At 47.8% G+C, this 25,082-nt stretch carries 28 protein-coding genes and 1 tRNA gene; 19 read left to right on the top strand and 10 right to left on the bottom strand.

Translation table 11 applies throughout. The features are described 5' to 3' along the window. The first annotated feature begins 41 nt into the window (after positions 1–41). The 6 genes from H0Z19_RS03265 to larB are packed head-to-tail and all read left to right on the top strand — an operon-like array spanning position 42 to position 6,772. Positions 42–320 (top strand): helix-turn-helix domain-containing protein, encoded by a 279-nt coding sequence (locus tag H0Z19_RS03265; RefSeq protein WP_290723780.1) that lies wholly within the window; start codon positions 42–44, stop codon positions 318–320. A gap of 4 nt (positions 321–324) precedes the next feature. After that, on the top strand, positions 325–789 hold the full coding sequence (gene purE / locus H0Z19_RS03260) for a 5-(carboxyamino)imidazole ribonucleotide mutase (protein ID WP_290723779.1): 465 nt from the start codon (positions 325–327) through the stop codon (positions 787–789). Positions 790–793: 4 nt separating this feature from the next. Next, entirely contained in the window at positions 794–1,786 is a 993-nt protein-coding gene (gene purC, locus H0Z19_RS03255; protein WP_290723778.1) for a phosphoribosylaminoimidazolesuccinocarboxamide synthase, read from the top strand. After that, positions 1,783–2,859, top strand: a complete 1,077-nt coding sequence (carA, locus tag H0Z19_RS03250) for a glutamine-hydrolyzing carbamoyl-phosphate synthase small subunit (protein ID WP_290723776.1) — start codon at positions 1,783–1,785, stop codon at positions 2,857–2,859. The genes purC and carA overlap by 4 nt, the downstream gene beginning before the upstream one ends. A gap of 6 nt (positions 2,860–2,865) precedes the next feature. Beyond that, the gene (gene carB / locus H0Z19_RS03245) at positions 2,866–6,096 is read left to right on the top strand and encodes a carbamoyl-phosphate synthase large subunit (RefSeq protein ID WP_290723775.1); all 3,231 of its coding nucleotides are present in this window, start codon (positions 2,866–2,868) and stop codon (positions 6,094–6,096) included. Further along, positions 6,083–6,772 (top strand): nickel pincer cofactor biosynthesis protein LarB, encoded by a 690-nt coding sequence (gene larB, locus H0Z19_RS03240; protein WP_290723774.1) that lies wholly within the window; start codon positions 6,083–6,085, stop codon positions 6,770–6,772. Before carB ends, larB begins: the two co-directional genes overlap by 14 nt. On the opposite strand, the gene H0Z19_RS03235 is transcribed toward larB, so the two are convergent. Then, positions 6,737–7,030, bottom strand: coding sequence for a hypothetical protein (locus tag H0Z19_RS03235; RefSeq protein ID WP_290723772.1), 294 nt, complete (start codon positions 7,028–7,030; stop codon positions 6,737–6,739). The two genes, larB and H0Z19_RS03235, sit on opposite strands and share 36 nt — an antisense overlap. 61 nt (positions 7,031–7,091) lie before the next feature. Here H0Z19_RS03235 and H0Z19_RS03230 point away from each other — a divergent pair, with 61 nt between their 5' ends. Then, complete coding sequence (locus H0Z19_RS03230) at positions 7,092–7,733, top strand: gamma-glutamyl-gamma-aminobutyrate hydrolase family protein (RefSeq protein ID WP_290723770.1); 642 nt, start codon at positions 7,092–7,094, stop codon at positions 7,731–7,733. Here the strand turns inward: H0Z19_RS03230 and H0Z19_RS03225 are convergent. From H0Z19_RS03225 to H0Z19_RS03205, 5 genes are all read right to left on the bottom strand, one after another. Further along, positions 7,723–8,946 (bottom strand): TIGR00300 family protein, encoded by a 1,224-nt coding sequence (locus H0Z19_RS03225; protein WP_290723768.1) that lies wholly within the window; start codon positions 8,944–8,946, stop codon positions 7,723–7,725. The two genes, H0Z19_RS03230 and H0Z19_RS03225, sit on opposite strands and share 11 nt — an antisense overlap. Further along, positions 8,943–9,713, bottom strand: a complete 771-nt coding sequence (locus tag H0Z19_RS03220) for a sugar phosphate isomerase/epimerase (RefSeq protein WP_290723766.1) — start codon at positions 9,711–9,713, stop codon at positions 8,943–8,945. The genes H0Z19_RS03225 and H0Z19_RS03220 overlap by 4 nt, the downstream gene beginning before the upstream one ends. Beyond that, the gene (gene argB / locus H0Z19_RS03215; RefSeq protein ID WP_290723764.1) at positions 9,710–10,582 is read right to left on the bottom strand and encodes an acetylglutamate kinase; all 873 of its coding nucleotides are present in this window, start codon (positions 10,580–10,582) and stop codon (positions 9,710–9,712) included. The genes H0Z19_RS03220 and argB overlap by 4 nt, the downstream gene beginning before the upstream one ends. 96 nt (positions 10,583–10,678) lie before the next feature. Continuing rightward, positions 10,679–10,753, bottom strand: a tRNA-Arg gene (locus H0Z19_RS03210). A 29-nt stretch (positions 10,754–10,782) separates the two neighbouring features. Then, positions 10,783–11,289 carry a type 1 glutamine amidotransferase domain-containing protein gene (locus H0Z19_RS03205; RefSeq protein ID WP_290723762.1) on the bottom strand — a complete coding sequence of 169 codons (507 nt, stop codon included), beginning with the start codon at positions 11,287–11,289 and terminating at the stop codon, positions 10,783–10,785. 46 nt (positions 11,290–11,335) lie between these two features. Between H0Z19_RS03205 and H0Z19_RS03200 the strand changes: the two genes are divergently transcribed. The 3 genes from H0Z19_RS03200 to trxA all read left to right on the top strand — a co-directional run bounded on the left by H0Z19_RS03200 (position 11,336) and on the right by trxA (position 12,698). Next, on the top strand, positions 11,336–11,908 hold the full coding sequence (locus H0Z19_RS03200) for a hypothetical protein (RefSeq protein WP_290723760.1): 573 nt from the start codon (positions 11,336–11,338) through the stop codon (positions 11,906–11,908). 21 nt (positions 11,909–11,929) lie between these two features. Then, entirely contained in the window at positions 11,930–12,232 is a 303-nt protein-coding gene (locus tag H0Z19_RS03195) for a hypothetical protein (protein ID WP_290723758.1), read from the top strand. Between the two features lie 61 nt (positions 12,233–12,293). After that, positions 12,294–12,698, top strand: coding sequence for a thioredoxin (gene trxA, locus H0Z19_RS03190; protein WP_290723756.1), 405 nt, complete (start codon positions 12,294–12,296; stop codon positions 12,696–12,698). Here the strand turns inward: trxA and H0Z19_RS03185 are convergent, their stop codons facing one another. The 3 genes from H0Z19_RS03185 to H0Z19_RS03175 are packed head-to-tail and all read right to left on the bottom strand — an operon-like array spanning position 12,699 to position 16,388. Beyond that, the gene (locus H0Z19_RS03185; protein ID WP_290723755.1) at positions 12,699–13,757 is read right to left on the bottom strand and encodes an AAA family ATPase; all 1,059 of its coding nucleotides are present in this window, start codon (positions 13,755–13,757) and stop codon (positions 12,699–12,701) included. It lies immediately after the preceding gene. A gap of 42 nt (positions 13,758–13,799) precedes the next feature. Continuing rightward, positions 13,800–14,621 (bottom strand): histone deacetylase, encoded by an 822-nt coding sequence (locus H0Z19_RS03180; protein WP_290723752.1) that lies wholly within the window; start codon positions 14,619–14,621, stop codon positions 13,800–13,802. A 9-nt stretch (positions 14,622–14,630) separates the two neighbouring features. Next, on the bottom strand, positions 14,631–16,388 hold the full coding sequence (locus H0Z19_RS03175) for an AMP-binding protein (protein WP_290723751.1): 1,758 nt from the start codon (positions 16,386–16,388) through the stop codon (positions 14,631–14,633). A 108-nt stretch (positions 16,389–16,496) separates the two neighbouring features. Here H0Z19_RS03175 and H0Z19_RS03170 point away from each other — a divergent pair, with 108 nt between their 5' ends. From H0Z19_RS03170 to pyrE, 9 genes are all read left to right on the top strand, one after another. Further along, positions 16,497–18,185, top strand: a complete 1,689-nt coding sequence (locus H0Z19_RS03170; RefSeq protein WP_365892279.1) for a methylmalonyl-CoA mutase family protein — start codon at positions 16,497–16,499, stop codon at positions 18,183–18,185. Positions 18,186–18,194: 9 nt separating this feature from the next. Continuing rightward, positions 18,195–18,611 carry a cobalamin B12-binding domain-containing protein gene (locus tag H0Z19_RS03165; RefSeq protein ID WP_290723747.1) on the top strand — a complete coding sequence of 139 codons (417 nt, stop codon included), beginning with the start codon at positions 18,195–18,197 and terminating at the stop codon, positions 18,609–18,611. After that, positions 18,608–19,648, top strand: coding sequence for a methylmalonyl Co-A mutase-associated GTPase MeaB (gene meaB / locus H0Z19_RS03160; RefSeq protein WP_290723745.1), 1,041 nt, complete (start codon positions 18,608–18,610; stop codon positions 19,646–19,648). Before H0Z19_RS03165 ends, meaB begins: the two co-directional genes overlap by 4 nt. After that, the gene (locus tag H0Z19_RS03155) at positions 19,632–20,120 is read left to right on the top strand and encodes an ATP:cob(I)alamin adenosyltransferase (RefSeq protein ID WP_290723743.1); all 489 of its coding nucleotides are present in this window, start codon (positions 19,632–19,634) and stop codon (positions 20,118–20,120) included. Before meaB ends, H0Z19_RS03155 begins: the two co-directional genes overlap by 17 nt. Positions 20,121–20,135: 15 nt before the next feature. Continuing rightward, complete coding sequence (locus H0Z19_RS03150; protein ID WP_290723740.1) at positions 20,136–21,332, top strand: beta-ketoacyl synthase N-terminal-like domain-containing protein; 1,197 nt, start codon at positions 20,136–20,138, stop codon at positions 21,330–21,332. A gap of 4 nt (positions 21,333–21,336) precedes the next feature. After that, positions 21,337–21,753: a Zn-ribbon domain-containing OB-fold protein gene (locus tag H0Z19_RS03145; RefSeq protein WP_290723736.1), complete on the top strand. Its 417-nt coding sequence runs from the start codon at positions 21,337–21,339 to the stop codon at positions 21,751–21,753. Continuing rightward, on the top strand, positions 21,750–22,898 hold the full coding sequence (locus tag H0Z19_RS03140) for an acyl-CoA dehydrogenase family protein (protein WP_290723734.1): 1,149 nt from the start codon (positions 21,750–21,752) through the stop codon (positions 22,896–22,898). The genes H0Z19_RS03145 and H0Z19_RS03140 overlap by 4 nt, the downstream gene beginning before the upstream one ends. A 101-nt stretch (positions 22,899–22,999) precedes the next feature. Next, positions 23,000–23,539, top strand: coding sequence for a CDP-2,3-bis-(O-geranylgeranyl)-sn-glycerol synthase (locus H0Z19_RS03135; protein ID WP_290723732.1), 540 nt, complete (start codon positions 23,000–23,002; stop codon positions 23,537–23,539). Next, complete coding sequence (gene pyrE, locus H0Z19_RS03130) at positions 23,539–24,069, top strand: orotate phosphoribosyltransferase (protein WP_290723911.1); 531 nt, start codon at positions 23,539–23,541, stop codon at positions 24,067–24,069. The genes H0Z19_RS03135 and pyrE overlap by 1 nt, the downstream gene beginning before the upstream one ends. On the opposite strand, the gene H0Z19_RS03125 is transcribed toward pyrE, so the two are convergent. Further along, positions 24,028–24,966, bottom strand: a complete 939-nt coding sequence (locus H0Z19_RS03125; RefSeq protein WP_290723730.1) for a hypothetical protein — start codon at positions 24,964–24,966, stop codon at positions 24,028–24,030. The two genes, pyrE and H0Z19_RS03125, sit on opposite strands and share 42 nt — an antisense overlap. Positions 24,967–25,082 lie beyond the last annotated feature (116 nt).

Below are 25,082 nucleotides of genomic sequence, written 5' to 3'. Positions count from 1 at the left end.
TTCCAAAAGCCTTAAATGTTGCCCTATTGCGCAACCGAACAATGCCGGATGAGAAGCTTGCGAGAGCGTTGAGAGCGAGGATAAGGAGGAGAATTTTGAAGACGATAATTGATTCAGGCGAGTTGAGCGTTACTGAGATTTCCAAAAAGCTAGGAATTGGAAAGTACAGTGCTTCCAAGCATCTCAAACTGCTTTACGATTTGGGTCTTGTTGATGTTAAGGAAGACCCACCGAGAAAGTTATATCGTGTTACAGTTCCTGAGATTAGGGAATTGCTTGAAGCCTATGACAAAGTTGTTGAGGCCATATCGAAGAGGTGAGAATATGAAGGCCGTAATAATTATGGGCTCAAAGTCTGATCTGGATTACTGCAAGAAGATAGCCGAGAAGATAACGCAGTTTGGAATAGAATGTGTTTTGAGAGTTGCCTCGGCACACAAAACACCTGAAAAAGTCCTTGAAATCATAAGAGAGCACGAGAAGGATGATGTTGTTTTTGTAACCGTTGCAGGGAGGAGTAACGCTCTAAGCGGTTTTGTGGATGCAAACACTCACAAGCCCGTCATAGCCTCCCCGCCTTACAGCGATAAGTTTGGTGGGGCTGATATTTTCTCAAGCATCAGGATGCCTTCAGGAGTGGCTCCAATGCTCGTTCTCGAAGCTGAGAACACCGCACTGGCAGTTGCCAAGATTTTCGCGATGAAGAATGAGATGATGAGGGAGAAAGTAATCCAGTTCCAAGAGGAGAAGAGGGAGGAAATTTATAAAGCGGATGATGAGATGAGGTGATTTGATGGGAAGTGTTAAGGACTTAATAGTTCTCAGGGAGCCCACTGATAAGCCTGGACTCGGAAGATTCATCTTTTCTGACCGATATTCTGTTTTCGACTACGGGGAGATGCCTGATAAAATCGAGGGTAAGGGAAAGGCCCTGTGCATGGTCTCAGCCTTCTTCTTTGAGAAGCTTGAGGAAGAGGGGATAAAGACGCACTACGTCGGTCTGGTTGAGGATGGAAAGGTTAAGAGTTTTGATGAGGTGGGTAGTGCGGTTAACGAGATGGAGATAAAGCTTGTCAGGGTTGTAAAGCCTGAAAGCGGTTACTCCATTTTCAAAAAGTTAAAGGGAAACTTCCTCATCCCCCTCGAAATTATCTACCGCAACAGCATTCCTGAAGGCTCATCTCTGCTGAGAAGAATTGAAAGGGGAGAAGTAAAGCCTGAAGATTTTGGTTTAAGCAAGATTGAAGCCGGAATGAGGCTTGAAAAGCCCATCATCGACTTCAGCACAAAGCTTGAGGATGTTGACCGCTACCTCAGCCATGCAGAGGCGAAGGAGATTTCTGGACTGACTGATGATGAGTTTGAAGCTCTCAAGGAGCTTGTAGTTAGGGTTAATGAGATTATAACAAGGGAAGTTGGGAAAGCTGGCCTAACAAACGAGGATGGAAAGATAGAGGTCGCGTTAGATGAGGAAAGGAATTTGATGGTCGTTGATGCCGTTGGAACACCTGACGAGTGCAGGTTCAGCATGGATGGGTTCGAGGTCAGCAAGGAGCTTTTAAGGAAGTACTACCGTAAAACTGAGTGGTATGAGAAGGTCAAGCAGCTTAAGGGAAAGGAAGGATGGAGAGAAGCCGTTGGAAAACCCCCATCTCTGCCTGAAGAGGTTAAAGAGGGAATTTCCAACCTGTACAAGGCCTTTTGCAACGAGATTGTGGGTAAAAGACTTTTCGACGCTCCCAGGCTTAAAGAGGTTATTTCTCATCTCAAAGAGGTGCTGGAATGAAGGCAGCGTTAGCTCTTGAAGACGGAACCTACCTTGAGGGGAAAGCATTCGGTGCAGAGAGAGACGGTTTGGGAGAGATAGTCTTCTGCACCTCCATGACCGGATATGTTGAAGCCTTGACAGATCCAAGCTACAAGGGGCAGATTTTGATGATGACATATCCACTCATCGGAAATTATGGAGTGAATAGAGAGGACTTCGAGAGCGATGGTGTTAAGGTGGAAGGATTCGTTGTCAAAGAGCTTTGCAAAAAGCCGAGCAACTGGAGAAGTGAGATGAGTGTTGACGAACTGCTGAAAGAATACGACGTTCCCGGCATTGAAGGTGTTGACACGAGAATGCTGACGAGGAAGATAAGGATTTACGGCTCGATGAAGGCGGCGATAGGCATCGGAGATGTTGAGAAGGAGAAGCTGGTGAAAAAGGCTGTAGAGCAGCCATTCATAAGCGACATCGACCTTGTGGACAAGGTCTGCGTGAAAGAGCCAAAGAGGTTTGAATCTGAGGGTAATCTTGAGGTCGTTCTGGTTGACTGTGGGGTCAAGATGAGCATAATAAGGCAGCTTCTGAAGAGGGGCCTAAATCTCACAGTCGTACCCTACGATTTCCCGGCTGAGAAAATTAAGGAAATGAATCCTGACGGTGTGTTCATATCCAACGGCCCTGGAGACCCGGCAAGAGTAAAGCCGACGATTGAGACGATAAGAAAGCTCGCAGGACAGATACCGATGGCGGGCATCTGCCTTGGTCATCAGCTCACGGCTTTAGCTCTCGGAGCAAAAACTTTCAAGCTTAAATTCGGGCATCACGGCAGCAATCAGCCGGTAAAGGATTTCGAGACGGGAAGGGTGTTCATATCCAGCCAGAACCACAACTTCGCTGTTGACACCAAAACCCTGCCAAAGGAGTTTGAAGTCACTCAGATCAACCTGAACGACAATACAGTTGAAGGAATGGTTCACAGGGACTTTCCACTCATAACCGTCCAGTATCACCCCGAAGCGGGGCCGGGGCCTCACGACACATACTTCTTCTTCGACAGGTATGTGGAAATGCTCAGGCAGTACAGGTGATGGTTAATGCCGAAAAGAGAGGATATTAAGAAAATCATGGTCATAGGAAGCGGCCCGATTGTGATAGGCCAGGCTGCCGAGTTTGACTACTCAGGAAGTCAGGCCTGCAAGGCCTTGAGGGAGGAGGGTTATGAGGTTGTGCTTGTCAACTCCAATCCCGCGACCATCATGACCGACCCGGAGATGGCGGACAGAGTTTACATCGAACCGCTTGATGCAGAAATTTTGGCGAAAATAATTGAAAGAGAAACTCCCGACGCCCTCCTCCCAACTCTCGGTGGGCAGACAGCACTCAACCTTGCCGTCCAGCTCACCGAAATGGGAGTTCTGGAAAAGTATGGTGTCGAACTGATCGGAGCCAAGTTTGAGGCGATAAAGAAGGCAGAAGACAGAGAGCTCTTCAAAGAGTCGATGAGAAAGATTGGCTTAGAAGTGCCGAAGAGCGATGTGGCCAGCGATGTTGCTGAAGCACTCTCCATTGCGGACAAGATTGGCTATCCAGTGGTTGTCAGGCCGGCGTTCACTCTCGGAGGTACTGGCGGTGGGATAGCCTACAACAGGGAGGAGCTTAAGGAGATTGCGTCAAAGGGGCTTAAGCTGTCAATGATAAACCAGGTACTGATTGAAGAAGGGGTTCTGGGCTGGAAGGAGTTCGAGCTTGAGGTTATGAGAGACCTTGCGGACAACGTCGTCATAATCTGTTCAATCGAGAACTTCGACCCGATGGGTGTTCATACGGGGGATAGCATCACAGTCGCCCCAGCCCAAACCCTGACGGATGTTGAATATCAGTATCTAAGAGATGCGGCCATCAAGATAATCAGGGAGATTGGAGTCGAGACGGGGGGTAGCAACATCCAGTTTGCCGTCCATCCCGAAAACGGCAGGGTTGTTGCGATCGAGATGAATCCGAGAGTCAGTAGGTCTTCAGCTTTAGCCTCGAAAGCTACTGGATTCCCAATAGCCAAGATAGCGGCAAAGCTGGCTATTGGTTATACACTCGATGAAATACCAAATGATATAACGAAGGAAACGCCTGCAAGCTTTGAACCCACAATCGATTACGTTGTGGTTAAGATTCCGCGGTTCGCGTTCGATAAATTCCCGACTGCCGACCCCGTTCTGGGCAGCCAGATGAAGAGCGTGGGAGAGGTTATGGCCATTGGCAGAACCTTCGAAGAGGCGCTGCAGAAGGCAATAAGGAGCCTCGAAATCGGAAGATACGGGCTGGGTTGTGATGGAAAAGACAGGGAAGTTACAATGGAAGAGATAAGAAATGGGTTGAGGTATCCAAATGCTAACAGAGTCTTTTACATCCGCTACGCTCTGCAGAGGGGGATGAGTGTTGAGGAGATTTACGAGCTGACGAAGATTGACCCGTGGTTCATAGAGAAGATAAAGAACCTCGTGGAGTTTGAGGAAAAGCTGAAGCAGATTGCAGAGAGAATGAAAATAAACGAGGTTCCGAAAGAAATTCTGAAGAAAGCCAAGGAGCTCGGCTACTCAGACAGACAGCTTGCCACAATTTTCAACACAACAGAAAAAGAAGTCAGAAAGGTGAGGAAAGAGAAGGGGCTGAGGGCGGTTTACAAGATGGTCGATACTTGTGCGGCGGAATTTGAGGCAAAGACACCCTATTACTACTCCACTTACGAAGACGAGAACGAAGCTTTAAGGAGCGACAGGAAAAAGGTGATGATTCTCGGTGCCGGGCCGAACAGAATTGGGCAGGGCATAGAGTTTGACTACTGCTGTGTTCATGCAGTATTCAGCCTGAAGGATGACGGATACGAGACGATTATGGTAAACTGCAATCCTGAGACAGTTTCAACAGACTACGACACTTCTGACAGGCTGTACTTTGAGCCGATTACACACGAGGACGTGATGAATATCTACGAAAACGAGCGGCCTGAAGGAGTCATAGTGCAGTTTGGCGGTCAGACCCCTCTCAATATCGCGAGGGAGCTTGAAGGGAGTGGGGCGAGAATCCTGGGCACTTCAGTTGATTCCATCGACATCGCAGAGGACAGGGAGAGGTTTGCTGCGCTGCTTGAGAAGCTCAACATTCCACAGCCCGAAAACGGCATAGCCCACAGTCTTGAGGAGGCAAAGGAGATAGCCAGAAAGATTGGTTTCCCCGTATTGGTGAGGCCGAGCTACGTTCTTGGCGGGAGGGCGATGGAAATTGTATATGATGAGGAAACGCTTGAGAGGTACATTACAGAGGCTCTGGAGGTCAGCCCTGAAAAGCCCATTCTCATCGACAAGTTCCTTGAGGATGCAATTGAGGTTGAGGTGGACGCGCTTTGCGATGGTGAGGATGTTGTGATTGGGGGTATAATGGAGCACATAGAGGAGGCTGGAGTGCACAGCGGCGATTCGGCATGTGTTCTTCCACCCGTGTCGCTGGATGAGGAAACACTCAGCACCATAGTTGACTACACGAGGAAAATGGCCCTCGAACTGAACGTTGTTGGGCTAATAAACATTCAGTATGCCGTGAAGGACGGAAAGGTTTACGTTCTCGAAGCTAATCCGAGGGCAAGCAGGACCGTTCCGTTCGTAAGCAAGGCTACCGGTATCCCGCTGGCAAAGATTGCGGCAAAGCTTATGATGGGCAAGAAGCTCAGGGAGCTTGGAGTTAAGGAAAAGCTTAAACTCAAGCATGTGGCGGTGAAGGAGGCAGTGTTTCCATTCATAAAGCTTCCCGGAGTTGACCCGGTTCTTGGTCCGGAGATGAAGTCTACCGGAGAGGTTATGGGCATAGACTACGACTTTGGGCTTGCGTTCTACAAAGCCGAGCTTGCTGCGGGAATGAAGCTACCCTTGGAGGGGACCGTGTTTATAAGCGTGAGGAGAAAGGACAAGAACGAAAAGCTAATATACCTTGCAAAGAAGTTCAAGGAGCTTGGATTCAGAATAATCGCAACTGACGGCACAAGAGACTATCTGGTGGCGAATGGTATTGAAGCAGAACTCGTCCTCAAAATCAGCCAGGGCAGACCAAACATTCTGGATACGATAGTCAACAGGCAGGTTGATCTCATCATCAACACACCTTCCGGCAAGAGGGGCAGGACTGAGGGCTACATGATAAGGAGGGCGGCGGTGGATTACGGCATAGCCCATATCACGACGATGGCAGGTGCTTTGGCGGCAGTGAGGGCAATTGAGGCTGTAAAGTCGAAAAAGATGGTTGTAAAGTCGATACAGGAGTACCATGAGGAGAGCTGACGATTTGGAGAATCTGGCAAATCTGGACTTTGACAGACTGAGCAGGGCTGGAAAGCCGGAGGCAGTTTTCGCAGAGAGAAAGAGTGTCGACGATCTGGTGAAGATAGTAAGGCGCTTCATTGAGGAGGGAAAGTCGACTCTTGTTACCAGATTAACAGAGGAACAGATTGATGCCTTAAAAAGCTTCAAGGAGGTAAAGATAAACGAAAGAGGAAGAATAGCCATAGTCGGTGAGCCAATTGCTGCTGAAACGGGAAAGGTTGCAATTCTAACCGCGGGAACTTCTGACATTCCGGTGGCTGAAGAAGCAGCAGTAACGGCTGAGTTTTTAGGCCTTGAGGTTCTGAGATTTTACGACGTAGGCGTTGCAGGGCTGCACAGAATCCTTGAGCCTGTCAAGGCAATCAGGGAGGAGAATGTGGACAGCACAATCGTTGTTGCGGGAATGGAAGGTGCTCTGCCGTCAGTTATAGCAGGCCTCGTTGATGTGCCGGTAATAGCGGTTCCAACATCAGTGGGGTATGGAGTCAACTTGGGTGGGATAACAACACTTTTTGCGATGCTTCAGAGCTGCTCTTCAGGTGTTGCAGTGGTGAACATAGACAACGGATTTGGTGCGGCGGTTTTTGCCTCGCTGATTTCAAGGGTTAAGAGAAAAGGTGCCGGTGAAGGCTAGCTTACCGTTCGAATAAACTTCAATACTCACGTTGCTGCAATTTAAAGGAATCTCAACAAAGCTTCCTTTTATTACAACTTCCTCACCGCATCCTCCAATCCTTACCGTTGGATTGTCGAATCCTTTCAGTGTGAGCTTTTTATCCACGAGGTTCACCGATTTAACCTGATTGTCCTGAATATTTACCTGGCTCATAACCGTGTGGTAGGATGCGAGTCCTATTAGTGCTAAGAGCAGTATCGCAATGGCTGAACGCATGCAACATCTAATTGCTAAAGCAAAACAAAAACTTTACTTTCAATTTTGCATTTACTGCTTCATGATAATTGCCGCCATTAAGAACCATCCGGCAGAAGGTCTCGGATACCTTGAAGAAATTTTCAGCAAGGAAGGAGTTGAGTTCTATTACGTCGAAGCCTATTCAAATCCAAAAATTGCGGATTTTGATGCGCTTGTAATTCTTGGGGGTCCTATGGGGGTTTACGAGGCGGAGAAGTATCCGTTTTTGAAGTGGGAGATGGAGTTAGTCAGAAAGATGTACAGAGATAAACCCGTTTTTGGCATATGCCTTGGTGCACAGCTAATCGCCGCAGCCTTGGGAGCGAGAGTTTATCCTTACATCAGGGAAGTAGGGTGGAGGAAAGTAAGGAGAATAGCTGATGTACCTCTGCCAGAAGAGATTGAGGTTTTTCAGTGGCATGGAGACACCTTCGACCTGCCGGAGAATGCGAGGTTGATTTATGAGGGAGAAGAGGTGAGAAACCAGTGTTTCATCGTAGATAAGGCTTTTGCGATGCAGTTCCACATCGAGATGACCTTTGAACTCATCGAAAAATGGGTTTCGAGAGAGAAAACGTTGAGTGAGGACGAGAAAAGGAAGATTATAGAAGAAAGCAGGGAAAAGATAAAAGCTCATAACGAGCTTTGCAAAAAATTCGTCGAGTTCTTCTTCACTCTTTAGTTTCAAGCTCCTTTATCTTCTGGTAGAGCAGTGGCAGGAAGAGGCCGACGTCTGTAACAACTCCGATGGCCTGATGCGTCCCCCTGTCCATAAGCTTCGTGACGGTGGCAGGGTTCATGTCGACGCAGATGGTTTTGACGTAAGATGGGAGGAGATTGCCGACGGCAATGCTGTGGAGCATCGTTGCCAGCATGATAACCATGTCTATTCCCCTGAGAGCTTCCTTCATCTTCTTCTTTGCCTCCATCACATCTGTGATGACCTCAGGCAAGGGTCCATCATCTCTGATTGAGCCGGCAAGGATGAAGGGAATGTTGTTCTTAACACACTCGTACATGATTCCATCTTTTATTATGCCATTCTCTATCGCCTTTGCAATTCCTCCGGCAGCTATAACTTTGCTGATGGTGTAGAGGTGGTGCCTGTTCCCTCCAGGCACGGGTCTGCCTTTGCAGATGTCCATTCCGAGAGAAGTGCCGAAGATTGATATTTCTATGTCGTGCACAGCCAGAGCGTTCCCTGACAGGAGTAAATCGACATAACCATCCCTTATCAGGGCTGCAAGGGCATTTCTGGCGGAGGTGTGGTCGACTGCCGGACCGGCTACGACTGCGATCTTTCCTCCCTTTAGTTTCAGTTCGTGTATCTCCCTCGCAATCGCTTCTATCATTCTCTCAGTCGGTCTTTCGGAGGAAATTCTCCCTCCCATGAACTCGAAGACGGTGGATTTCCTCGGTCTCTCTGGTGGGACAACCCTTACACCCTTCTCGCCAACAACCACCTTGTCTCCCTTGACCACCTCATCAATCGCAATGCAGTAAGCTTTTCCATCCCTTATGACTATAACCCTGTCCATGCTGATGTCCTGTACTTCAAGCCACTCTCCATGGTATCTGACAAAGGTGGGATGGTTGGTTGTAACGTAAAAGCCTTCAGGAAGAACTTTGTCAGAAGGAGCTTCAGCAAGCTCAACCTCCTCAACGTCGGGGATTCTGGCACCGATTTTGTGAAGCTCCTTCAGAATCTGCTCAAGATGGTCATCATCCCTCCCAAAGACTATCATTCTCGCATAGCTTGGATCATCCTTCTTTTTACCAACTCTGAACTCCAGAATTTCGAACTCGCCCTCAAGGTCGAGTATTATGTCAAGTGCCTTGGTAAATATCATTGAATCGATCAAATGGCCTTCAAACTCAACTTCCCGCGCCTTCATAGAATCACCTTCAGCAGGTAGTCCCTGCTTTCAAGTATGGACTTTTCCTCTCTCGTCTCGATGGTTAAAAAACCTGTGTATTTGTTAAGGTTAAACCTCTTTAGGTCAACACTGCCCCTGCCCAAAGCGAGGTGTAAGTCTGATTTTCCGTCATTGTCGTGGAGGTGCATGTTAACCACTCTGTCAAAGTTTTTGAGGAAAAATGGGTTTTCACGAATGTTATAGTGGCCAACATCTATGGTCAAACCAAGAGTTGTTGTTCTAATTATTTCATTCAAAGCCCTCTCCAGTCCGTCCTCTATCATAATCGTGTTTTCCAGAGCGAGCTGTACCGGGCAGGCTTTAATGAAGGAAAGAAATTCGTTCAACAAAACACTCTCATTGTGCCTGTCAAACAGCTCCTTGTTAAAGTAAAACTCTCCGTTGTTGATGAAAGCCGGATTCCAGCCGATGTGGAAGGTCACAACCTCTGCCCCGCACTTATCTGCGAAGTAGCAAACCTTGCTCATTTCCTTGTAACTCGCCTTTCTCATCTCCTCGCTTATCGAAATGAAGTTCGTGCTCGTTGCAGGGGCATGAATTAGAAGATCGAGGTCGTAGCTCCATTTAAGCTCAATCACCTCAGCGAAGCTCAGGTTCTCGACAGAGTAGAAGGGGTGATCCATGAGAATTTCTACATGGCTAAACCCATTGTTTGCGGCAAACTCAAAAGCATCTTTTGGTGAATGCCTTACGTCTGGTTGCATTCCGAGCTTCGCCGATATCACGGTTCCACCATCGTCCCTACTCCTTCTTTGGTGAAAAGCTCGAGAAGTATAGAGTGGGGGCGGGAACCATCGATGATGTGGGCTTTTTCAACACCGCTTTTAAGGGCTTTGATGATGGCATCAATCTTGGGTATCATTCCACCTTTAAGAACACCTTTAATTCTCATCTCCTCAAGCTCTGAAAGGCTGATTCTCGAGATTAGCGTTGACTTGTCCTCTGGATTTTTGAGAAGTCCAGGAACGTCAGTTAGCATGATGAGCTTCTTGGCCTTCAGAGCAGCGGCAATATCTCCGGCAACAACATCTGCGTTGAGGTTGTAAGTGTTACCGCTGAGATCAGTCGCTACGGGAGATACGACTGGGATGAATCCGTTATCCAGCAGAATTCTTATTATTTCAGGATTTACTAACTCAGTTTCACCGACAAAGCCGAGATCAACAATTACCTCCTCCTCACCCTTCTTCATCCTCATTTCTTTTTTCCTGGCCACTATCAGCAATCCATCCTTTCCGCTCAACCCAACAGCTTTACCGCCATTTCTTATGAAGGTTGTTACGATCTTGGAGTTTACCTTTCCATCAAGAACCATCTCAACGACTTCCATTGTCTCTTTATCCGTCACTCTCAGCCCCTCAACAAATTTGGGTTTCAGACCAAATTTTTCCATTTTTTCGGAAATCTCAGGCCCCCCGCCGTGAACGACAACGGGCTTTATACCAACGAAGTAAAGGAGAACTATATCTTTGATCGTATCTTCAAGAATTGTGTCGTTAACCATCGCATGACCGCCAATCTTGATTACCATCGTCGTAGAGTGAAAATCCTTTATGTATGGAAGAGCTTCTATCAGCAGTTCCACGTTCTCCATGTCCTCAGAATTCAGGTTGGGGTACTTAAGGATTATCAGATTGTATGGCTAAGCATTGAGGTGCGGGCCCCCCATTCAAAAAATCAAACCAAAAAGCGGACCCGGCGGGATTTGAACCCGCGATCTACGGCTTAGAAGGCCGTCGCTCTATCCATGCTGAGCCACGGGCCCTTGGATTTAATGGTGTATTTGTGTTTATATCAGTATCGCTTCAGCATTTTAATGAGTTCCCTGCAGAAAGCTGGCAGGTCATCGGGCATGCGGGAGGTTATTATGTTGCCATCAACAACAACCTCGGCATCAACATACTCCGCCCCTGCAGCTATCAAGTCATCTCTTATACCAATCCAGGACGTCATCCTTCTACCTTTGACAGCTCCGGCAGATATCAAAAGCTGTGGGCCGTGGCAGATTGCAGCTACAGGCTCTCCGAGATCCAGAAATCTCCTGACTATTTCCACAGCCTTCTCATTTATCCTGATCCTTTCAGGCGCCTTTCCACCGGGAATAACCAGTGCAGCGTACTCCTCCACTCTGACATCCTCGTAGCTCAAATCTGGCTTAATCTGGTAGCCCTTCTTTCCCACCCTGACATCGAGCGAAGATGAGGCAACATCTACTCCATAACCCTCTTCCCTGAGCCTGTAGAGCGGATAGAAAAGTTCAAGATCCTCAAAATCGTTTTCCACGAGTATAAGCACCTTCATAACAATAGCTCAAAAACCTAATATTTACCTTTTTCCAACCGTACATGTGGAGAGGAAACTCAGGGATTTGCAGCTCGCCGAGAAGGTGGAGAAAATAGCAGAAAAGGATGTTGAGCTTGCAGAGAAAGTAGTTAGAAGTCTTGAGGATAGAGAAGCAAGAATTTTCGGATTTGTTGTCCTTCACAACATCACGGAGAGTCTGGAGTACCTGAAAAGTGCAGTAGAAACTGCTGAGAGTGATGAGGAGCTTCTGCTAATAGTTGAACGCAGCAAAACCCCCCTTCCGGAGGTGGCAGAGATGATCAATAGCCCCTACAGGAGAGACATAGCCTACTGTATAATTCTTGAAAAAACGGGAGACATGAATTTTGCTGCCAAAATCTCGGATGCAAGGTTGCTCTCTGCATCACTAAAAAGACTAGCTCTCAAAAAGCTCTATCCTGAGAGCCTCAGAATTGCAAGGATGATTCCAGACCCCTACTACAGGGCTCTGGCTCTCATGGAGCTTGCTGAGAGGGAGAAGGTTGACCTCAAGGAGGAGATAGTTTCGGCAGTAGGACAGGTGAAGAATTCTGCAATGAGGAGGAGACTTGAGGAGATGTTGGAGAAAAAATATTAATTCTTGAAAGCAACTCCTTCCATGGGTGAGACAAGCGTAACTCTGATTGGCCTTGTTGTGGGGTTGTTGTTCGGTCTCAGTGGTATAGCGACACTTCTCAGCCTTATGAGTGATGTTGTCAGCGACGCTCAGACTCAGCTTTCGCAGCTTGGCATGGCCTCAACACTCGTAATGCTGGTCATAGCGCTGATTTTGATAATAAAGGTGAGAGTGCTTTCAGCTCTGATTGTTGGGGCAATAATCGGTGCCGTGCTGAATCTGTTTCTGCAGGCAAGTGGGATCAACATTCTGGAGATATTGAGGGCTGCTGTGTTCGGAACGTGAGTTTTACAGATTTGGTCAAAACCGCAAAAGTCATTTAACAAGAAATCAAAAAGTCTAAATCATGGACGAGTTAGAGTTAATCAGGCAGAAAAAAATCAGGGAGATGGTGCAGAAAATGAGTGGGGAGGAGAAGGCTAAAAAGGTTGTGAGCTCTCCTGTAAACCTGAACTCGTCGAACTTCGACGAAACGCTCAAAAGCAACGAGAACGTGGTTGTAGACTTCTGGGCTGAGTGGTGCATGCCGTGCAGGATGATTGCACCCGTTGTAGAAGAGCTGGCAAAGGAGTATGCGGGAAAGGTCGTCTTCGGGAAGCTGAACACAGATGAGAATCCAACCATCGCGACAAGATATGGAATTTCAGCAATACCAACGATGATCTTCTTCAAGAGGGGGAAGCCAGTAGACCAGATAGTCGGAGCGATGCCGAAAAGCGAGCTGAAGAGATGGATACAGAGAAATCTTTAGTTAGATGAACATCTGCCTTGGCGGCTGCCTTGATGGCATCTTAACCTTCTCAGCAGCATTCAGCAAGTCTTCGGTTTCAATTTTATCCTTTCCATCCGCAATCGCCTTGTGTAAGGACGATTTTATTACCTTTTCAACCAAATCTCTTCCACTGAATCCTTCTGATGCTGCTGCTACCAGTTCAAGCCTTGCCTTAACGGGAATGGGAAATTCTTCAAGGTTCTTCCTGAGAATCTCTAACCTTTCCTCGTAGCTTGGCAGCCTGAACTCTATCTCTTCCTCAAACCTGCTCCTTATTGAGGCATCAAGCAGCTCAACTCTGTTTGTTGCAGCAATTGTGCATATTCCTTCGTTGCTATTAGTGCCGTCAAGTTCTGTCAGCAGGGCGTTCACGATTTCCGATACATCCCCTCTTATCTCCTGATAACCCCTGTCAAGAGCGATGGCGTCGAACTCATCCAAGAAGACCACACATGGGGCAAGCTGCTTCGCCCTCTCATACAACTCGTGAACTCTCCTTGCTCCATCACCAACATGTTCGCCGATAAGCTTCGTCGATTTTACCGACAAAAAAGGGGTTTTTGCCTCATTAGAGAGGGCTTTTGCCATCATGGTCTTTCCTGTTCCGGGTGGGCCGTAGAAAAGAACATTCTTTGGAGCCCACTTTCCGAACTTTTCGGGGTTCTTCAGGTACTCCAGAATGACCTTGGCCTTTCTCTTCGCCTCTTCCTGACCAACAACATCTTCTAGCGTGACATCTCTCACGATTTCGGTCTCAATAACTCTTGGATCACTTTCTACGAGAATTATCGTAGAATCTGAAATGTAGCCTGAGGGTGGATCGCAATCGACAACTTCGAAGGCAAAGTCGGGAAACATCCTCATGTCGAAAATTAGCTTGTCCTTGTGGACAAATTCCCCCTTCCACTGGTCTTTGGCGTAAATGTCAAAGACCTTTGGATTGTCAACCTGAGGGTATTCATGATAGCTCGCCTTCAGCGGATAACCTAAGGGGCGAACTATCAGGTACCTCAATTCTGCCGTTTCCCTTTTTGCCATTCAAACAATATTTGCCCCTCTGCTTAATATGTCTTTTTATCGTCAATTCAGCAGAACTCTAATAACTGCCAATGTCGAGGTTCTGGCTATCTCAGGGTCACTCCCACCCCCAAGAACCACAACAAGCTTTCCATCAGACACCTCTTCGGAAAGCTGTTTTATTTTGACCGCCATTTCCACGTAATCCTCCACCGTAAGGCCAGCATCCCCATAATCCCCGACATGCGTGTCATGTCCGAAATACCAGAAAATGAGCTCAGGCTGGAAGTTTACGCATTTCTCGCAGAAGAGTTCAACGGCATCATTGTAAGAGTAATCAAAATAACTCACGTCGATTTTTAGCCCATCTTCCGAGACGTAATTCCTGCTGCAGATACAGAAATGCAGCACCTTAAAGTCGAGCAGCTCAAGAAGCTCCCTCGTTCCATCTCCATGATGTGCATCAGTGTCTATTATGGCCACCTTTACCTCCCCATACTTATCGTAGAGGTTCTGAATCGCCAATATAACGTCATTGAAACAGCAGTATCCCCAGAAGTAGTCTCTACCAGCATGGTGCCCTCCAGCTCCAATGTAGCAGAATGCATTTCTCAGCTCTCCGGCATAAACCATTTCTGCCGCCTTTACGACTCCACCAGCAGAATGCCAGGCTGTCGAGCAGAGGGGGTCTTTTTTAACGCCCTCGATATGCTCTTCAGTATGAACTTTCAGTATCAACTCTTCATCAACCGGCGGTGATTCAAAAATTCTCAATTTTGGACTTTCAATCTCAGCAAAAGTATCGGGAAAATCCTTCAACCTTGTTCCTTGAGTCAGATAGCTTCTTCTGCTGAAAGAAGGGTGATAAAAAACACCACTAACCATAATAAAAATTTAAGAGGATTTTAGCTCCGGGAAGTCGTCGTAGAAGTACTCGTGCTCTCCCTTCTCCCCCTTCTTCCTCTTCTCCTCCTCAATTTGTCTCAGCTCGATTCTCCTTATCTTTCCGCTGATTGTTTTCGGCAGCTCCGGTACAAACTCGATTATTCTCGGAATCTTGTACCTTGCGAGGATCTTCTTGCAGTGCATGAATAGCTCCAGAGCCAGTTCTCTCGATGGCTCGTAACCTGGGGCGAGAATCACGAAGGCTTTGACAAGCTGGTATCTTATGGGGTGCGGACTTCCAACGACTGCAGCTTCAGCAACTGCAGGATGTTCAATCAAAGCACTCTCTACTTCAAACGGCCCGACACGATAGTCGGAGGTCTTTATGACGTCATCTGCTCTTCCAACGAACCACCAGTATCCCTTTTCGTCGAAGAATGCCTTATCTCCGGTGTAGTAGTAGTTACCAACGAAGACCTTCGCAGTTTTCTCAGGATCTCCCATATATTCCTTGAACAGACCGATTGGTCTCCAGCGATCAAGTCTGACCACAATATGTCCCACTTCGTTGGGCTTTGTAATCTCATTGCCCTCGTCATCAACCAGAGTAACATCGTACATGAAAGTCGGTCTGCCGAAAGATCCAGGAATTATCTTTCCTCCCTTGTACCATGGTGGGTTGCCGATCATAGCTGTGCTCTCCGTCTGGCCGTAGAAGTCTCTGATTTCTGTTTCGGTGTACTTCAACCACTGCTCGTAAAGCTCAGGGTTAAGAGGCTCACCAGCACTGACAACATCTCTTAAAGAGTAGTCGTATTTTCCGATATCTGAGAACATGAAGAGCCTCCACGCTGTAGGAGGGGCGCAGAAGGTGTTGACCTTGAACTCAGAAACAGCTTGGAGGTAGAGGTCTCCATTTAGCCTGGTGTAGTAAAATCCGGTTGCTGTCGCTCCAACGTTCAGAGGAGCGAAGAATGTGCTCCATGCGTATTTCGCCCATCCCGGAGCACTAAGGTTGTTGTGAACATCTCCCGGCTGCACGTTTATGATGCAGGCCGTCATGAGGTGACCAACTGGATATGAGGTGGCTGTATGAGCCACTCTCTTTGGCAACCCCGTTGTGCCTGAGGTGAAGAAGCTGAATACTATGTCATCCCACTTTGTCTTTGCAGCATCTGCCTCCGAAGCTTCTTTGCTCAAAGAGTCGTAGCTCTCCCATCCACTCCTGTCTCCGAGGACTATTTTGACCTTTGGCTCTACACCAACGTTGTTTAAAGCTTCGTCAATCGTTTTAGCAGAGTTCTCATCAGCCATAATCGCAACTGGTGGATAAACCTTGAACCTGTACTCTAAGTCCCTGACAGTCATCGTTGTTGCTGTGGGAACACCTATGAACCCTCCCTTAACTGTCGCAAAGGTTGCAAACCAGATTTGAGGCAAGAGGGGGATCATCATGTAGAAGCTGTCTCCCTTCTCCACTCCGTGCCCTCTCAAAAAGTTCACAATCTTGTTCCCTTCAGCAGCAAACTGCTCGTATGTGTACTCTTTTTTCTCTCCCGTCTCAATGTTCGACCAGATCAAAGCCTTCTGGTCTCCTCTGTCTTTGACATGAACTCCCTCAAATATTTCCTCAGCCCAGTTGAAGTACTCTGGCATCTGCATCGTGTTCAGCTTCTTAAAGAATTCCTCCATGCCCTTTTCTTTCGTTTCGTTGTCCGGAAGCTTCGTTAATTCCATAAACTCTCTATACACTTCCTCCATCTTCATAACAACCTCCCTTACCTACATTTTTAATCACCATTCTTTTACATAGTATTTAAGAATTTTGATTCGAATTGGATTAAATGAAAAGTTTTAAGTTTTCAGAACAGATACATGTGGACAATGACGAATATTAATGAGAAGAGAAAAGAATGGGAAGAGAAATGTCTGAAACCTTGGCTGCAAAAGGCTGGGCAGAGGGAGGAAAAGTTCGAAACTCTTTCTGGGATAGAAGTCAAGACTGTTTATGATCCTGTGGACATAGAGCATATTGACTTTATAAAGGACATAGGCTATCCTGGGGAGTTCCCATACACAAGAGGAGTTTATCCGAACATGTACCGCGGAAGGCTTTGGACGATGAGACAGTTCTCAGGCTATGGCACTGCAGAGGATACAAACAGAAGGTGGAAGATGCTGCTTGAGGAAGGAGAGACAGGATTGAGCACCGCCTTCGACTTTCCTACCTTGATGGGTGTGGACAGCGATGACCCCCTTGCAGACGGGGAAGTGGGGAAGGTTGGTGTTGCCGTTGATACCTTAAAGGACTTCGAAATCCTTTTTGATGGCATCCCTCTCGACCAGGTTTCAACTTCCTTCACAATAAATCCACCGGCCGGGATAATACTGGCCATGTACGTTGCCATTGCCGAAAAGCAGGGTGTGCCAAAGGAAAAGATAAGGGGAACAATTCAGAACGACATGCTGAAGGAGTTTCATGCCCAGAACACCTTGGTGTTGCCTCCCGAGCCATCTCTTAAGATAATCGTTGACATCTTTGAGTGGGGTATTGAGCACGTTCCCAAGTTCAACCTGATAAGCATCTCTGGCTATCACATAAGAGAGGCCGGTTCAACAGCGGTTCAGGAGCTTGCCTTCACCATCGCTGACGGAATGGCATATGTGGAGGCTGCAATGGAGAGGGGAATAGATATTGATCGCCTTGCTCCCCAGCTGAGCTTCTTCTTCAACTCCCATAATGACTTCTTCGAGGAGATTGCAAAGTTCAGAGCTGCGAGAAGAATGTGGGCCAAGATAATGAGGGATGAGTATGGGGCAAAGAACCCGCGCTCATGGTGGCTGAAGTTTCACACCCAAACCGCCGGTTGCTCTCTCACCGCCCAGCAACCTCTGAACAACGTGGTGAGGACCACAATTCAGGCTATGGCTGCTGTACTTGGTGGAACGCAGTCTCTGCACACAAACAGCTTTGATGAAGCCTGGGCACTGCCAAGCGAGGAGGCTGTGAGAGTAGCTCTGAGAACGCAGCAGATTATAGCCTACGAGAGTGGTATTCCAAACGTTGTTGACCCGCTCGCTGGAAGCTACTACGTTGAATGGCTTACGGACAAGATGGAAAAGCTCGCATGGAAGTACATCGAGGACATCAGAAAGATGGGTGACGGGAGCATGCTCAGAGGCGTGCTGAGAGGAATAGAAAACGGCTTCTTCGTCAGAGAGATTTCGGATGCTGCGGCAAGATACCAGAGGGAGATTGAGGAGGGCAAGAGAATAGTCGTTGGCGTGAACAAGTTCACGATTGAGGAGGAGCTGAAGATCCCCATACTGAAGGTCGACCCCGAAGTGCAGAGAAGGCAGATTGAAAGACTGAGAAAGGTTAAGGCTGAGAGAGACAACGAGGCAGTAAAGGTGGCCCTTGACTGGCTGAGAAGTGCTGCTGAAAACGATGAGAACGTCATGCCTCCGATAATGGAGGCTGTGAAGTGCTACGCATCGATTGGAGAGATAATGGGTGTGCTTAAGGAAGTTTACGGCACATACAAAAAGCCAATAATCATCTGAGGTGGTGAAATGGAGAAGAAGATCAGAGTCCTTGTGGCGAAGGTAGGGCTTGATGGGCACGACCGAGGGGCAAAAGTTCTGGCGAGATTTCTGAGGGATTCAGGTTTTGAAGTCATTTACACCGGCCTTCACCGCACACCTCAAGAGGTTGCGATGGCTGCTGTGGATGAGGATGTTGATGTAGTCGGAATAAGCCTGCACAGCGGTGCTCATCTTGCCTTGGTGCCAAAGGTAATCAACTACATCAGGGAATATGGAGGGAATCCGGACGAGATGCTCATTCTTGTTGGAGGCGTCATTCCGACGGACGATATTGTTGAGCTTAAGAAGATGGGTGTGGACGAGGTTTTCATCCCCGGAACCCCTATTTCCGAAATTGTGGAGTTTATAAAGAAAAAACTGCCTGAAAAGAGGAAGAAGAAATGAACGCTGAAGAAGTTGTGGAAGGTTTGCTTTCCGGCAACAGAAGAGCATTGGCGAGGGCAATAACCTACGTCGAAAACGAGTATCCAGAGTCAAAGGAAATAATGAAGCATATTTTTCCAAAGACAGGAAAGGCTCACGTCGTCGGCTTGACAGGCTTTCCGGGAGTGGGTAAGAGCACTCTTGTAAGCAAGCTAACCGAGGAGTTCAGAAGAAGAGGGAAGAAGGTGGGGATCATAGCAATAGACCCCGGATCTCCCTTCACAGGGGGTGCTCTGCTCGGAGACAGGCTCAGGCTGGACGGGATGGATTCGAGAAAGGCACTTTGGACCGATCCGGGAATTTTCTTCAGGAGCATGAGCTCAAGGGGGAGAGCAGGAGGTCTGGCTGCAAAGACGGGAGACGTCGTAAGGCTGCTCGACGCGTTCGGCTTTGATGTCATTCTTGTCGAAACAGTCGGAGCTGGCCAGAGTGAGGTTGACATCATAGAGGTTGCAGACACTTCAGTTGTTGTGATGATGCCGGAGACGGGAGACGAAATTCAGGTGAACAAGGCCGGAATTCTGGAGATAGGAGACATTTACGTAGTAAATAAGGCTGATCTCGGTGGAGCGGAGAAGGTGGAGAGATGGCTGAAGTACATGCTCTCCCTAGACGAGGAAAGCGTGCAGATGCTCTCTCAGATGACTCACGCCGATGAAGCAAAAGTGGCGAGTGGCGAATTCTTTGAAAGGAGGAAGGGGTGGAGTCCGCCAGTTATAAAAACCGTCGCTGACAGAGGAGAGGGGATAAAGGAGCTTGCAGACGCAATTGAAGAACACTTCGAATACATGAAAAAATCCGGGCTGATTGAGAAGAGGAGAAGGGAGAGAGTTAAGAGGGAACTCTTTGAAATCGTGATGAACGACGTGATAAAACTCGTGAAGGAGAAAACCAACTACAGAGACCTGATTATGAAGCTTCTTAAAGGTGAGACGGACCCCTACACCGCTGCAGAGCAGATAGTTGAGGAGGTCATTCACAATGCTGGCAAAGGATAGCTCCTTAACGAGGACGGGGAAAGGAGAGGTTGTTGACAAGGACTCCAGCTTTACTTGGTACGTTGGGACAGTTGATGAGGCAAACTCTTTCATAGGGCTTGCGAGAGTTTTTTCAAATGATGAAAAAGTTAAAGAAACGCTCCTAGAGGTGCAAAAAAGGCTTTTTGCAGTTGGAGCTGAGCCCTCTCACCAAAAGCTGGAAGAAGAGGACTTAGAGTGGCTTCTGAAAAAGGTTGAGGAGTTTGAAAATGCTGTGAAAAAGCCAAATCGCTTCATAATCCTTGAAAAAGATGAAGCTACAGCTTTTCTAAGCGTTGCAAGGGCTGTTGTGAGGAGAGCTGAGAGGGAGGCTGTGAGGCTTTACAGAGAGGGAAAGGTGAGGCTTCTCACAGTTGAGTGGCTGAACAAACTCAGCTACCTGCTTTACCTCATGATCCTGAAGGAAGGTGAAGGGGAATTTGAGGAGGTTTGATTAAAAATTCAGGAGGTGCTAACCTTGAGAGATGTAGCTGTTTTAGGAGTAGGAATGACGAAATTCGGGAAGCATCCCGATAAATCTCTTGTTGATTTGTTTGCCGAGGCCTTTTTTGAGGCCTTTGAAGAGTCAAACATCGAGCTTAAGGACATTCAGGCCCTATACTACGGCAACTTTGTTGGTGAGATGACGGATGGCTCTGGGAACCTCTCTGGCTTCATGGCCGATGAGATAGGTTTGAGGGGGATTCCCGCGATTAGGTATGAGGGGGCATGTGCATCATCAAGCGTGGCCTTCAGGGAGGCAGTGAAGGCTGTTTCCGCGGACTACTACGACATTGTTGCTGTTGGAGGGAGCGAAAGGCTCTACACGGCTGGAACAGAGATAGGAACGAGGGCTCTGGCAACAGCCGTTGATGGGGTTTACGAGATTGCCGCTGGCCTGACATTCCCCGGAGTTTTCGCCCTTGCTGCGAGACTCTACGCCAAGACCTACGAAATACCTCTGGAAGAGCTGAGAGAAATGATGGCGATGGTTTCAGTCAAGAACCATAAATATGGCGCGATAAATCCAAAGGCTCAGTTTTACGGGAAGCTTGGTGATCTGAAGGTTGAGGACGTGCTCAATTCCAGAATGATCAGCTCTCCTCTAACACTGCTCGACTGCTGTCCGATGACCGACGGAGGGAGTGCTGCTATAATCGCTGCGGCTGATATAGCTGAGGATCTGGTTGATACGCCCGTTTACGTCAGAGGGACAGGTCAGTCTTCTGCTGGAGGGCTTTTCAGGCAGAAAGAGGATATAATCAGGGCCATACCGAGAAAAAAGGCTGCGGAGATGGCGTTCAAGGAAGCGAAGATGACTCCCGAAGATATAGACTTTGTTGAGATTCACGACTGCTTCACCATCGCAGAAATCATAGCGACCGAGGCCATGGGGTTCTTTGAATACGGTCAGGGATGCTACGCTGTAAGGGATGGGGTTACGAGCATTGATGGCGACCTGCCAGTCAATCCTGACGGCGGGTTGATCGGAAAGGGACATCCAGTCGGAGCTACCGGAGTTTCTCAGGTTTATTCTGTGGTTAAGCAGCTGAGAGGCGAGTTCAGGGAGAATCCCGTTAAGAACGCTGAGACAGGGATGACCGACACGCTCGGAGGGGATTTCGGAACGCTGGTGAACATGATTTTGAGCATTCACAGGAGGTGAGAGAGTGAGGTTCGCTGACTTCTTCAACGCCCTGCTGGAGGGGAAGGTTATAGGCCAGAAATGCTTGGATTGTGGCAGTTACACCTGTCCACCAAAAGCCACGTGTGACAACTGCGCGAGCAGAAATCTCGAAGCTGTAGAGCTGAGCGGGAAGGGAGTGGTAAGAACATTCACCACAACCTACGTAGCTCCATCAGGCTACACTGAAGAGGCTCCCTACACGGTCGCAATGGTGGAGCTCGATGAGGGGCCATGGATTGTCGGAAGGATTGATTTGCCAAACGAGGAGATTGAGAAGCTAGGGCAGGACTTAATAGGGGCAAGGGTCAGTATTTACGGCAAAGAATTCCCCACTGAACCGTTCTATCCGGACAAGAAGAGAAGAGTTGTTCCGATGTTCAAGGTGGAGGGGTTGAAATGAACTTCGAGCTTGATGAAGAACACAGAATGCTCCAGAGTGCAGTTAGGGAGTTTGCTGAGAAGGAAATAATGCCATACGGCAAGGAGTATGACGAAAAAAAGGAGTATCCGATGGAGATTTTCAGGAAGGCTGCAAAGCTCGGCTACGTTGGGGCGAGTGTGCCTGAGGAGTATGGGGGAGCGGGGATGGATTATCTCGGAGAGGCTATTATCAGCGAGGAGCTGACAAGGGCGGACAGCAGCATCGGCACTGCTGTAGATTTGGCAATTCTCGGAGTTCCAATGATACTGCGGTACGGAAGCGAGGAGCAGAAGGAGAAGTACATTCCACCTGTCGTAAAGGGAAAAGCTCCTTCGGCAATAGCTATAACAGAGCCAGACTGCGGAACGGATGTTGCTGCTATGAGAACAAAGGCTGTCAGAGAGGGAGAGGAGTGGATGATAAACGGCTCCAAGACCTTCATCACCAACGGGAGTGTTGCAGGCCATACGATTATCCTCGCAAAGACTGCTGAAGTTGATCCACCCCACAGAGGGATATCCGCCTTCATCGTTGAGCCGTCAACTGATGGATATGAGGCGAGGAGAATAGAAAAGATGGGGCTGAACTGCCACGATACCGCCGAGATAACTCTGAAAAACGTTAGAGTTCCTTCTGAAAATTTGCTGGGGGAGGAGAACAGGGGATTTTACCAGCTTATGGAGTTCTTCAACGAGAGCAGGGTTAAGATTGCCGCCTTGCACCTTGGAATGGCCGTGGGGGCTTACGAGAGGGCTTTAGAGTACGCGAAGCAGAGGACGGCGTTTGGGAAGCCGTTAATAGAGCACCAAGCGATTCAGTTCAAGCTTGCAGACATGTGGAAGGACATAGAGGCTGCGAGGCTTCTCGTTTACAAAGCAGCTTGGCTCATTGACCAAGGTAAGGCAAATCCAGCTTTAAGTTCTGCTGCTAAGCTCTTTGCCAGCGAGGCTGCGGTAAGGGTTACCTACGATGCATTGCAGATATTTGGCGGCTACGGGTACAGCAAGGAGTACGACATCGAGCGCTACTACAGGGATGCGAGAGTTGGGACGATATACGAAGGTACAAGCGAGGCTCAGAGGATCGTAATAGCGAGAAGCCTGATGGGGAAGGTTAAGAAGTGAATTTTTCTGGTATTTTTATTTTGCCATTTTTGGTGGGAATTCACAGCCATCAATCTGCTCCAATTGTGAAAAAATTTTAAAATCTGACTCCAACAGCAGGCATGCTCGATTTAATTCTGAAAACAATCTGGCTCCTCCTCCCCTGCTACACACCCAACAACTTCGCTGTTCTTGTTGGTGGTGGAACACCAATAGATTTTGGAAGAACATTCTATGATGGAAAAAGGATACTTGGGGATGGTAAAACCTGGAGGGGGTTTGTAGGAGGTGTTGCAGGAGGTGTTTTCACCGCCAACATTCAGTTTGCTATTGAAAAGCTTTCAGGTGTTGCCCTCTACTCGTCTCTCCCATTTAACGAATTCTTCACCCTTACGTTTTTGCTGGCCTTTGGAGCGATGTTTGGAGACCTCTGCGGAAGTTTCATAAAGAGAAGACTCGGTTACGAAAGGGGTGCGAGACTTCTAATCCTCGACCAGCTCACGTTTCTCATAATAGCCCTGCTCATAGCTTCCCTTTACCCTCCCTTCTGGAAGCTCTTTACAATTGAAATCATCGCTCTGGCCATAGTCATAACCCCTGCTCTCCACCTCGGAATAAACTATATTGCCTACAGGCTAAATCTTAAGGAGGTGCCGTGGTGATGTCGGTTGATGCTCTGGTCAGGAGAATGATTGAAACAGGTGCACTAAAATTCGGCGACTTCGTGCTGTCTTCAGGCAAGAGAAGCAAGGTTTATGTTGACGTGAAGCTTGCCTCCACATTCCCCGACATTCTTGAGATGATTGCAGAAAGCATGGCGGCCAGGCTTAGGGATTTGGAGTTCAACAGAATAGCATGCGTTGAGCTCGGAGGAGTGCCAATTGCAGTTGCGCTCTCGCTGAAGATGAAGAAACCACTCGTAATCTTCAGAAAGGAGAAAAAAGACTATGGCGTCAAAGGGGACAGAATAGGAGAGGTGAGGGAGGGCGAAAAAGTGGTGGTTGTTGAAGACGTCATAACCACTGGTGGTTCTGCACTCTCAGCAGCAAGGAGGGTGGAGGAAAGTGGAGCAGTCGTTGTTGGAATAATTGCAGTGGTTGACAGAGAGGAGTCGGGAAAAGAGTTCATGAGCATATTGAAGCTCAGTGACTTAATCAAGGCGTATGACTCCCTCCAGTCCACCGAATCTTAGCTCTTCAAGCTCTTCTCTTTTAAACTCCTGCTCAGGATAGAAATCGTAATTCTGGAATGATTTTGTAATGATTTCTTCAGAAAATCCAATCATCTCTGCAAGAACTTCTCCGTCTTTCTTCCCCACCTTTGCCCTGTCAAACTCTTCGAGGAAGCTCTCCAGCAAATCCGGGTTTTGCTCGACAAAGCTGTTGTTCACTGCAAGGGTGCAGCAGAGGTAATCACCTATTTGCTCGCTGAATAACTCCTTTCTTCCCTCAAGCATGGTGAAATAAGGCTCCCATATAGCTATTGCCTTTAGCTCTGCAAGAGACTTAATCATACTCTCGGGACTTCTGAAGTACCTAATCTTTCCCTTCAGCCCTTTCAGCTCGAAATACTTTCTCAGGTTTCTTTCCATCGTCGAAAATTCAGAACACCCCCAGTAATCTGACTCGACACCAGAAAAAACAAGTCCTCCACCATTCAGGGCAACCTTTCTTACAATCGTGATGTTTTTCATGAGTATGCCAAAGAAAGCCTGTGTTATGAACGGAGAAGCAGCTATATCCACAATACTGTGAACGAGGTCTTTGGTGAGCTCAATGCTGCTCCCGTAAACTCTTATGTAGGCGTTCAGCTTTCTTGAAGCTCTTACCACTCTCGGATACTCACTAGCCCTCAAAATTCCGACTCTTGCCACACCTTTTACAGGTTCAGGGGAGTATTTGATCAGCCAAACTCTGTAGGACTTTCCTGAAACTTTCTTTCTCACAATCTCCTTCTCCTCCTCAAGCACCGAAAGAATTTCTGAAACTGTTGATTTGGACAGACCAGTAAGACCGGGAATTTCGCTCTGTAAAGTCCCCTCTTCTCCGGCTTTTTCCAGAACCCGCTTTATCTTTTCACTCGCATGCATTTTAGTTAGGTGTGGCAGATGATATTTTAGAATTATCTTTGATTTTTCGAGTCGAATTTTGATTATGGTTCTGAGCAAAACTATTTATACCAAAAATAACAGACCAGCTGCATGGG

Origin of the sequence: Archaeoglobus sp. (genome assembly GCF_017656475.1) — an archaeon.
Classification (GTDB): Archaea; Halobacteriota; Archaeoglobi; order Archaeoglobales; family Archaeoglobaceae; genus Archaeoglobus.
The sequence above is the reverse complement of the archived record's forward strand: the minus strand, read 5'-3'. Positions and strand labels throughout refer to the sequence as shown.

Coding starts and splice junctions, on each gene's coding strand:
- H0Z19_RS03230 (WP_290723770.1), top strand. CDS start 7,092: ATGATAATTGCCGCCATTAAGAACCATCCGGCAGAAGGTCTCGGATAC.
- H0Z19_RS03140 (WP_290723734.1), top strand. CDS start 21,750: ATGAACTTCGAGCTTGATGAAGAACACAGAATGCTCCAGAGTGCAGTT.
- larB (WP_290723774.1), top strand. CDS start 6,083: ATGAGGAGAGCTGACGATTTGGAGAATCTGGCAAATCTGGACTTTGAC.
- H0Z19_RS03265 (WP_290723780.1), top strand. CDS start 42: ATGCCGGATGAGAAGCTTGCGAGAGCGTTGAGAGCGAGGATAAGGAGG.
- carB (WP_290723775.1), top strand. CDS start 2,866: ATGCCGAAAAGAGAGGATATTAAGAAAATCATGGTCATAGGAAGCGGC.
- meaB (WP_290723745.1), top strand. CDS start 18,608: ATGAACGCTGAAGAAGTTGTGGAAGGTTTGCTTTCCGGCAACAGAAGA.
- H0Z19_RS03170 (WP_365892279.1), top strand. CDS start 16,497: ATGTGGACAATGACGAATATTAATGAGAAGAGAAAAGAATGGGAAGAG.
- pyrE (WP_290723911.1), top strand. CDS start 23,539: ATGTCGGTTGATGCTCTGGTCAGGAGAATGATTGAAACAGGTGCACTA.
- H0Z19_RS03180 (WP_290723752.1), bottom strand. CDS start 14,621: ATGGTTAGTGGTGTTTTTTATCACCCTTCTTTCAGCAGAAGAAGCTAT.
- purC (WP_290723778.1), top strand. CDS start 794: ATGGGAAGTGTTAAGGACTTAATAGTTCTCAGGGAGCCCACTGATAAG.
- H0Z19_RS03185 (WP_290723755.1), bottom strand. CDS start 13,757: ATGGCAAAAAGGGAAACGGCAGAATTGAGGTACCTGATAGTTCGCCCC.
- H0Z19_RS03165 (WP_290723747.1), top strand. CDS start 18,195: ATGGAGAAGAAGATCAGAGTCCTTGTGGCGAAGGTAGGGCTTGATGGG.
- trxA (WP_290723756.1), top strand. CDS start 12,294: ATGGACGAGTTAGAGTTAATCAGGCAGAAAAAAATCAGGGAGATGGTG.
- H0Z19_RS03125 (WP_290723730.1), bottom strand. CDS start 24,966: ATGCATGCGAGTGAAAAGATAAAGCGGGTTCTGGAAAAAGCCGGAGAA.
- H0Z19_RS03235 (WP_290723772.1), bottom strand. CDS start 7,030: ATGCGTTCAGCCATTGCGATACTGCTCTTAGCACTAATAGGACTCGCA.
- H0Z19_RS03155 (WP_290723743.1), top strand. CDS start 19,632: ATGCTGGCAAAGGATAGCTCCTTAACGAGGACGGGGAAAGGAGAGGTT.
- H0Z19_RS03195 (WP_290723758.1), top strand. CDS start 11,930: ATGGGTGAGACAAGCGTAACTCTGATTGGCCTTGTTGTGGGGTTGTTG.
- H0Z19_RS03205 (WP_290723762.1), bottom strand. CDS start 11,289: ATGAAGGTGCTTATACTCGTGGAAAACGATTTTGAGGATCTTGAACTT.
- carA (WP_290723776.1), top strand. CDS start 1,783: ATGAAGGCAGCGTTAGCTCTTGAAGACGGAACCTACCTTGAGGGGAAA.
- argB (WP_290723764.1), bottom strand. CDS start 10,582: ATGGAGAACGTGGAACTGCTGATAGAAGCTCTTCCATACATAAAGGAT.
- H0Z19_RS03135 (WP_290723732.1), top strand. CDS start 23,000: ATGCTCGATTTAATTCTGAAAACAATCTGGCTCCTCCTCCCCTGCTAC.
- H0Z19_RS03225 (WP_290723768.1), bottom strand. CDS start 8,946: ATGAAGGCGCGGGAAGTTGAGTTTGAAGGCCATTTGATCGATTCAATG.
- purE (WP_290723779.1), top strand. CDS start 325: ATGAAGGCCGTAATAATTATGGGCTCAAAGTCTGATCTGGATTACTGC.
- H0Z19_RS03175 (WP_290723751.1), bottom strand. CDS start 16,388: ATGAAGATGGAGGAAGTGTATAGAGAGTTTATGGAATTAACGAAGCTT.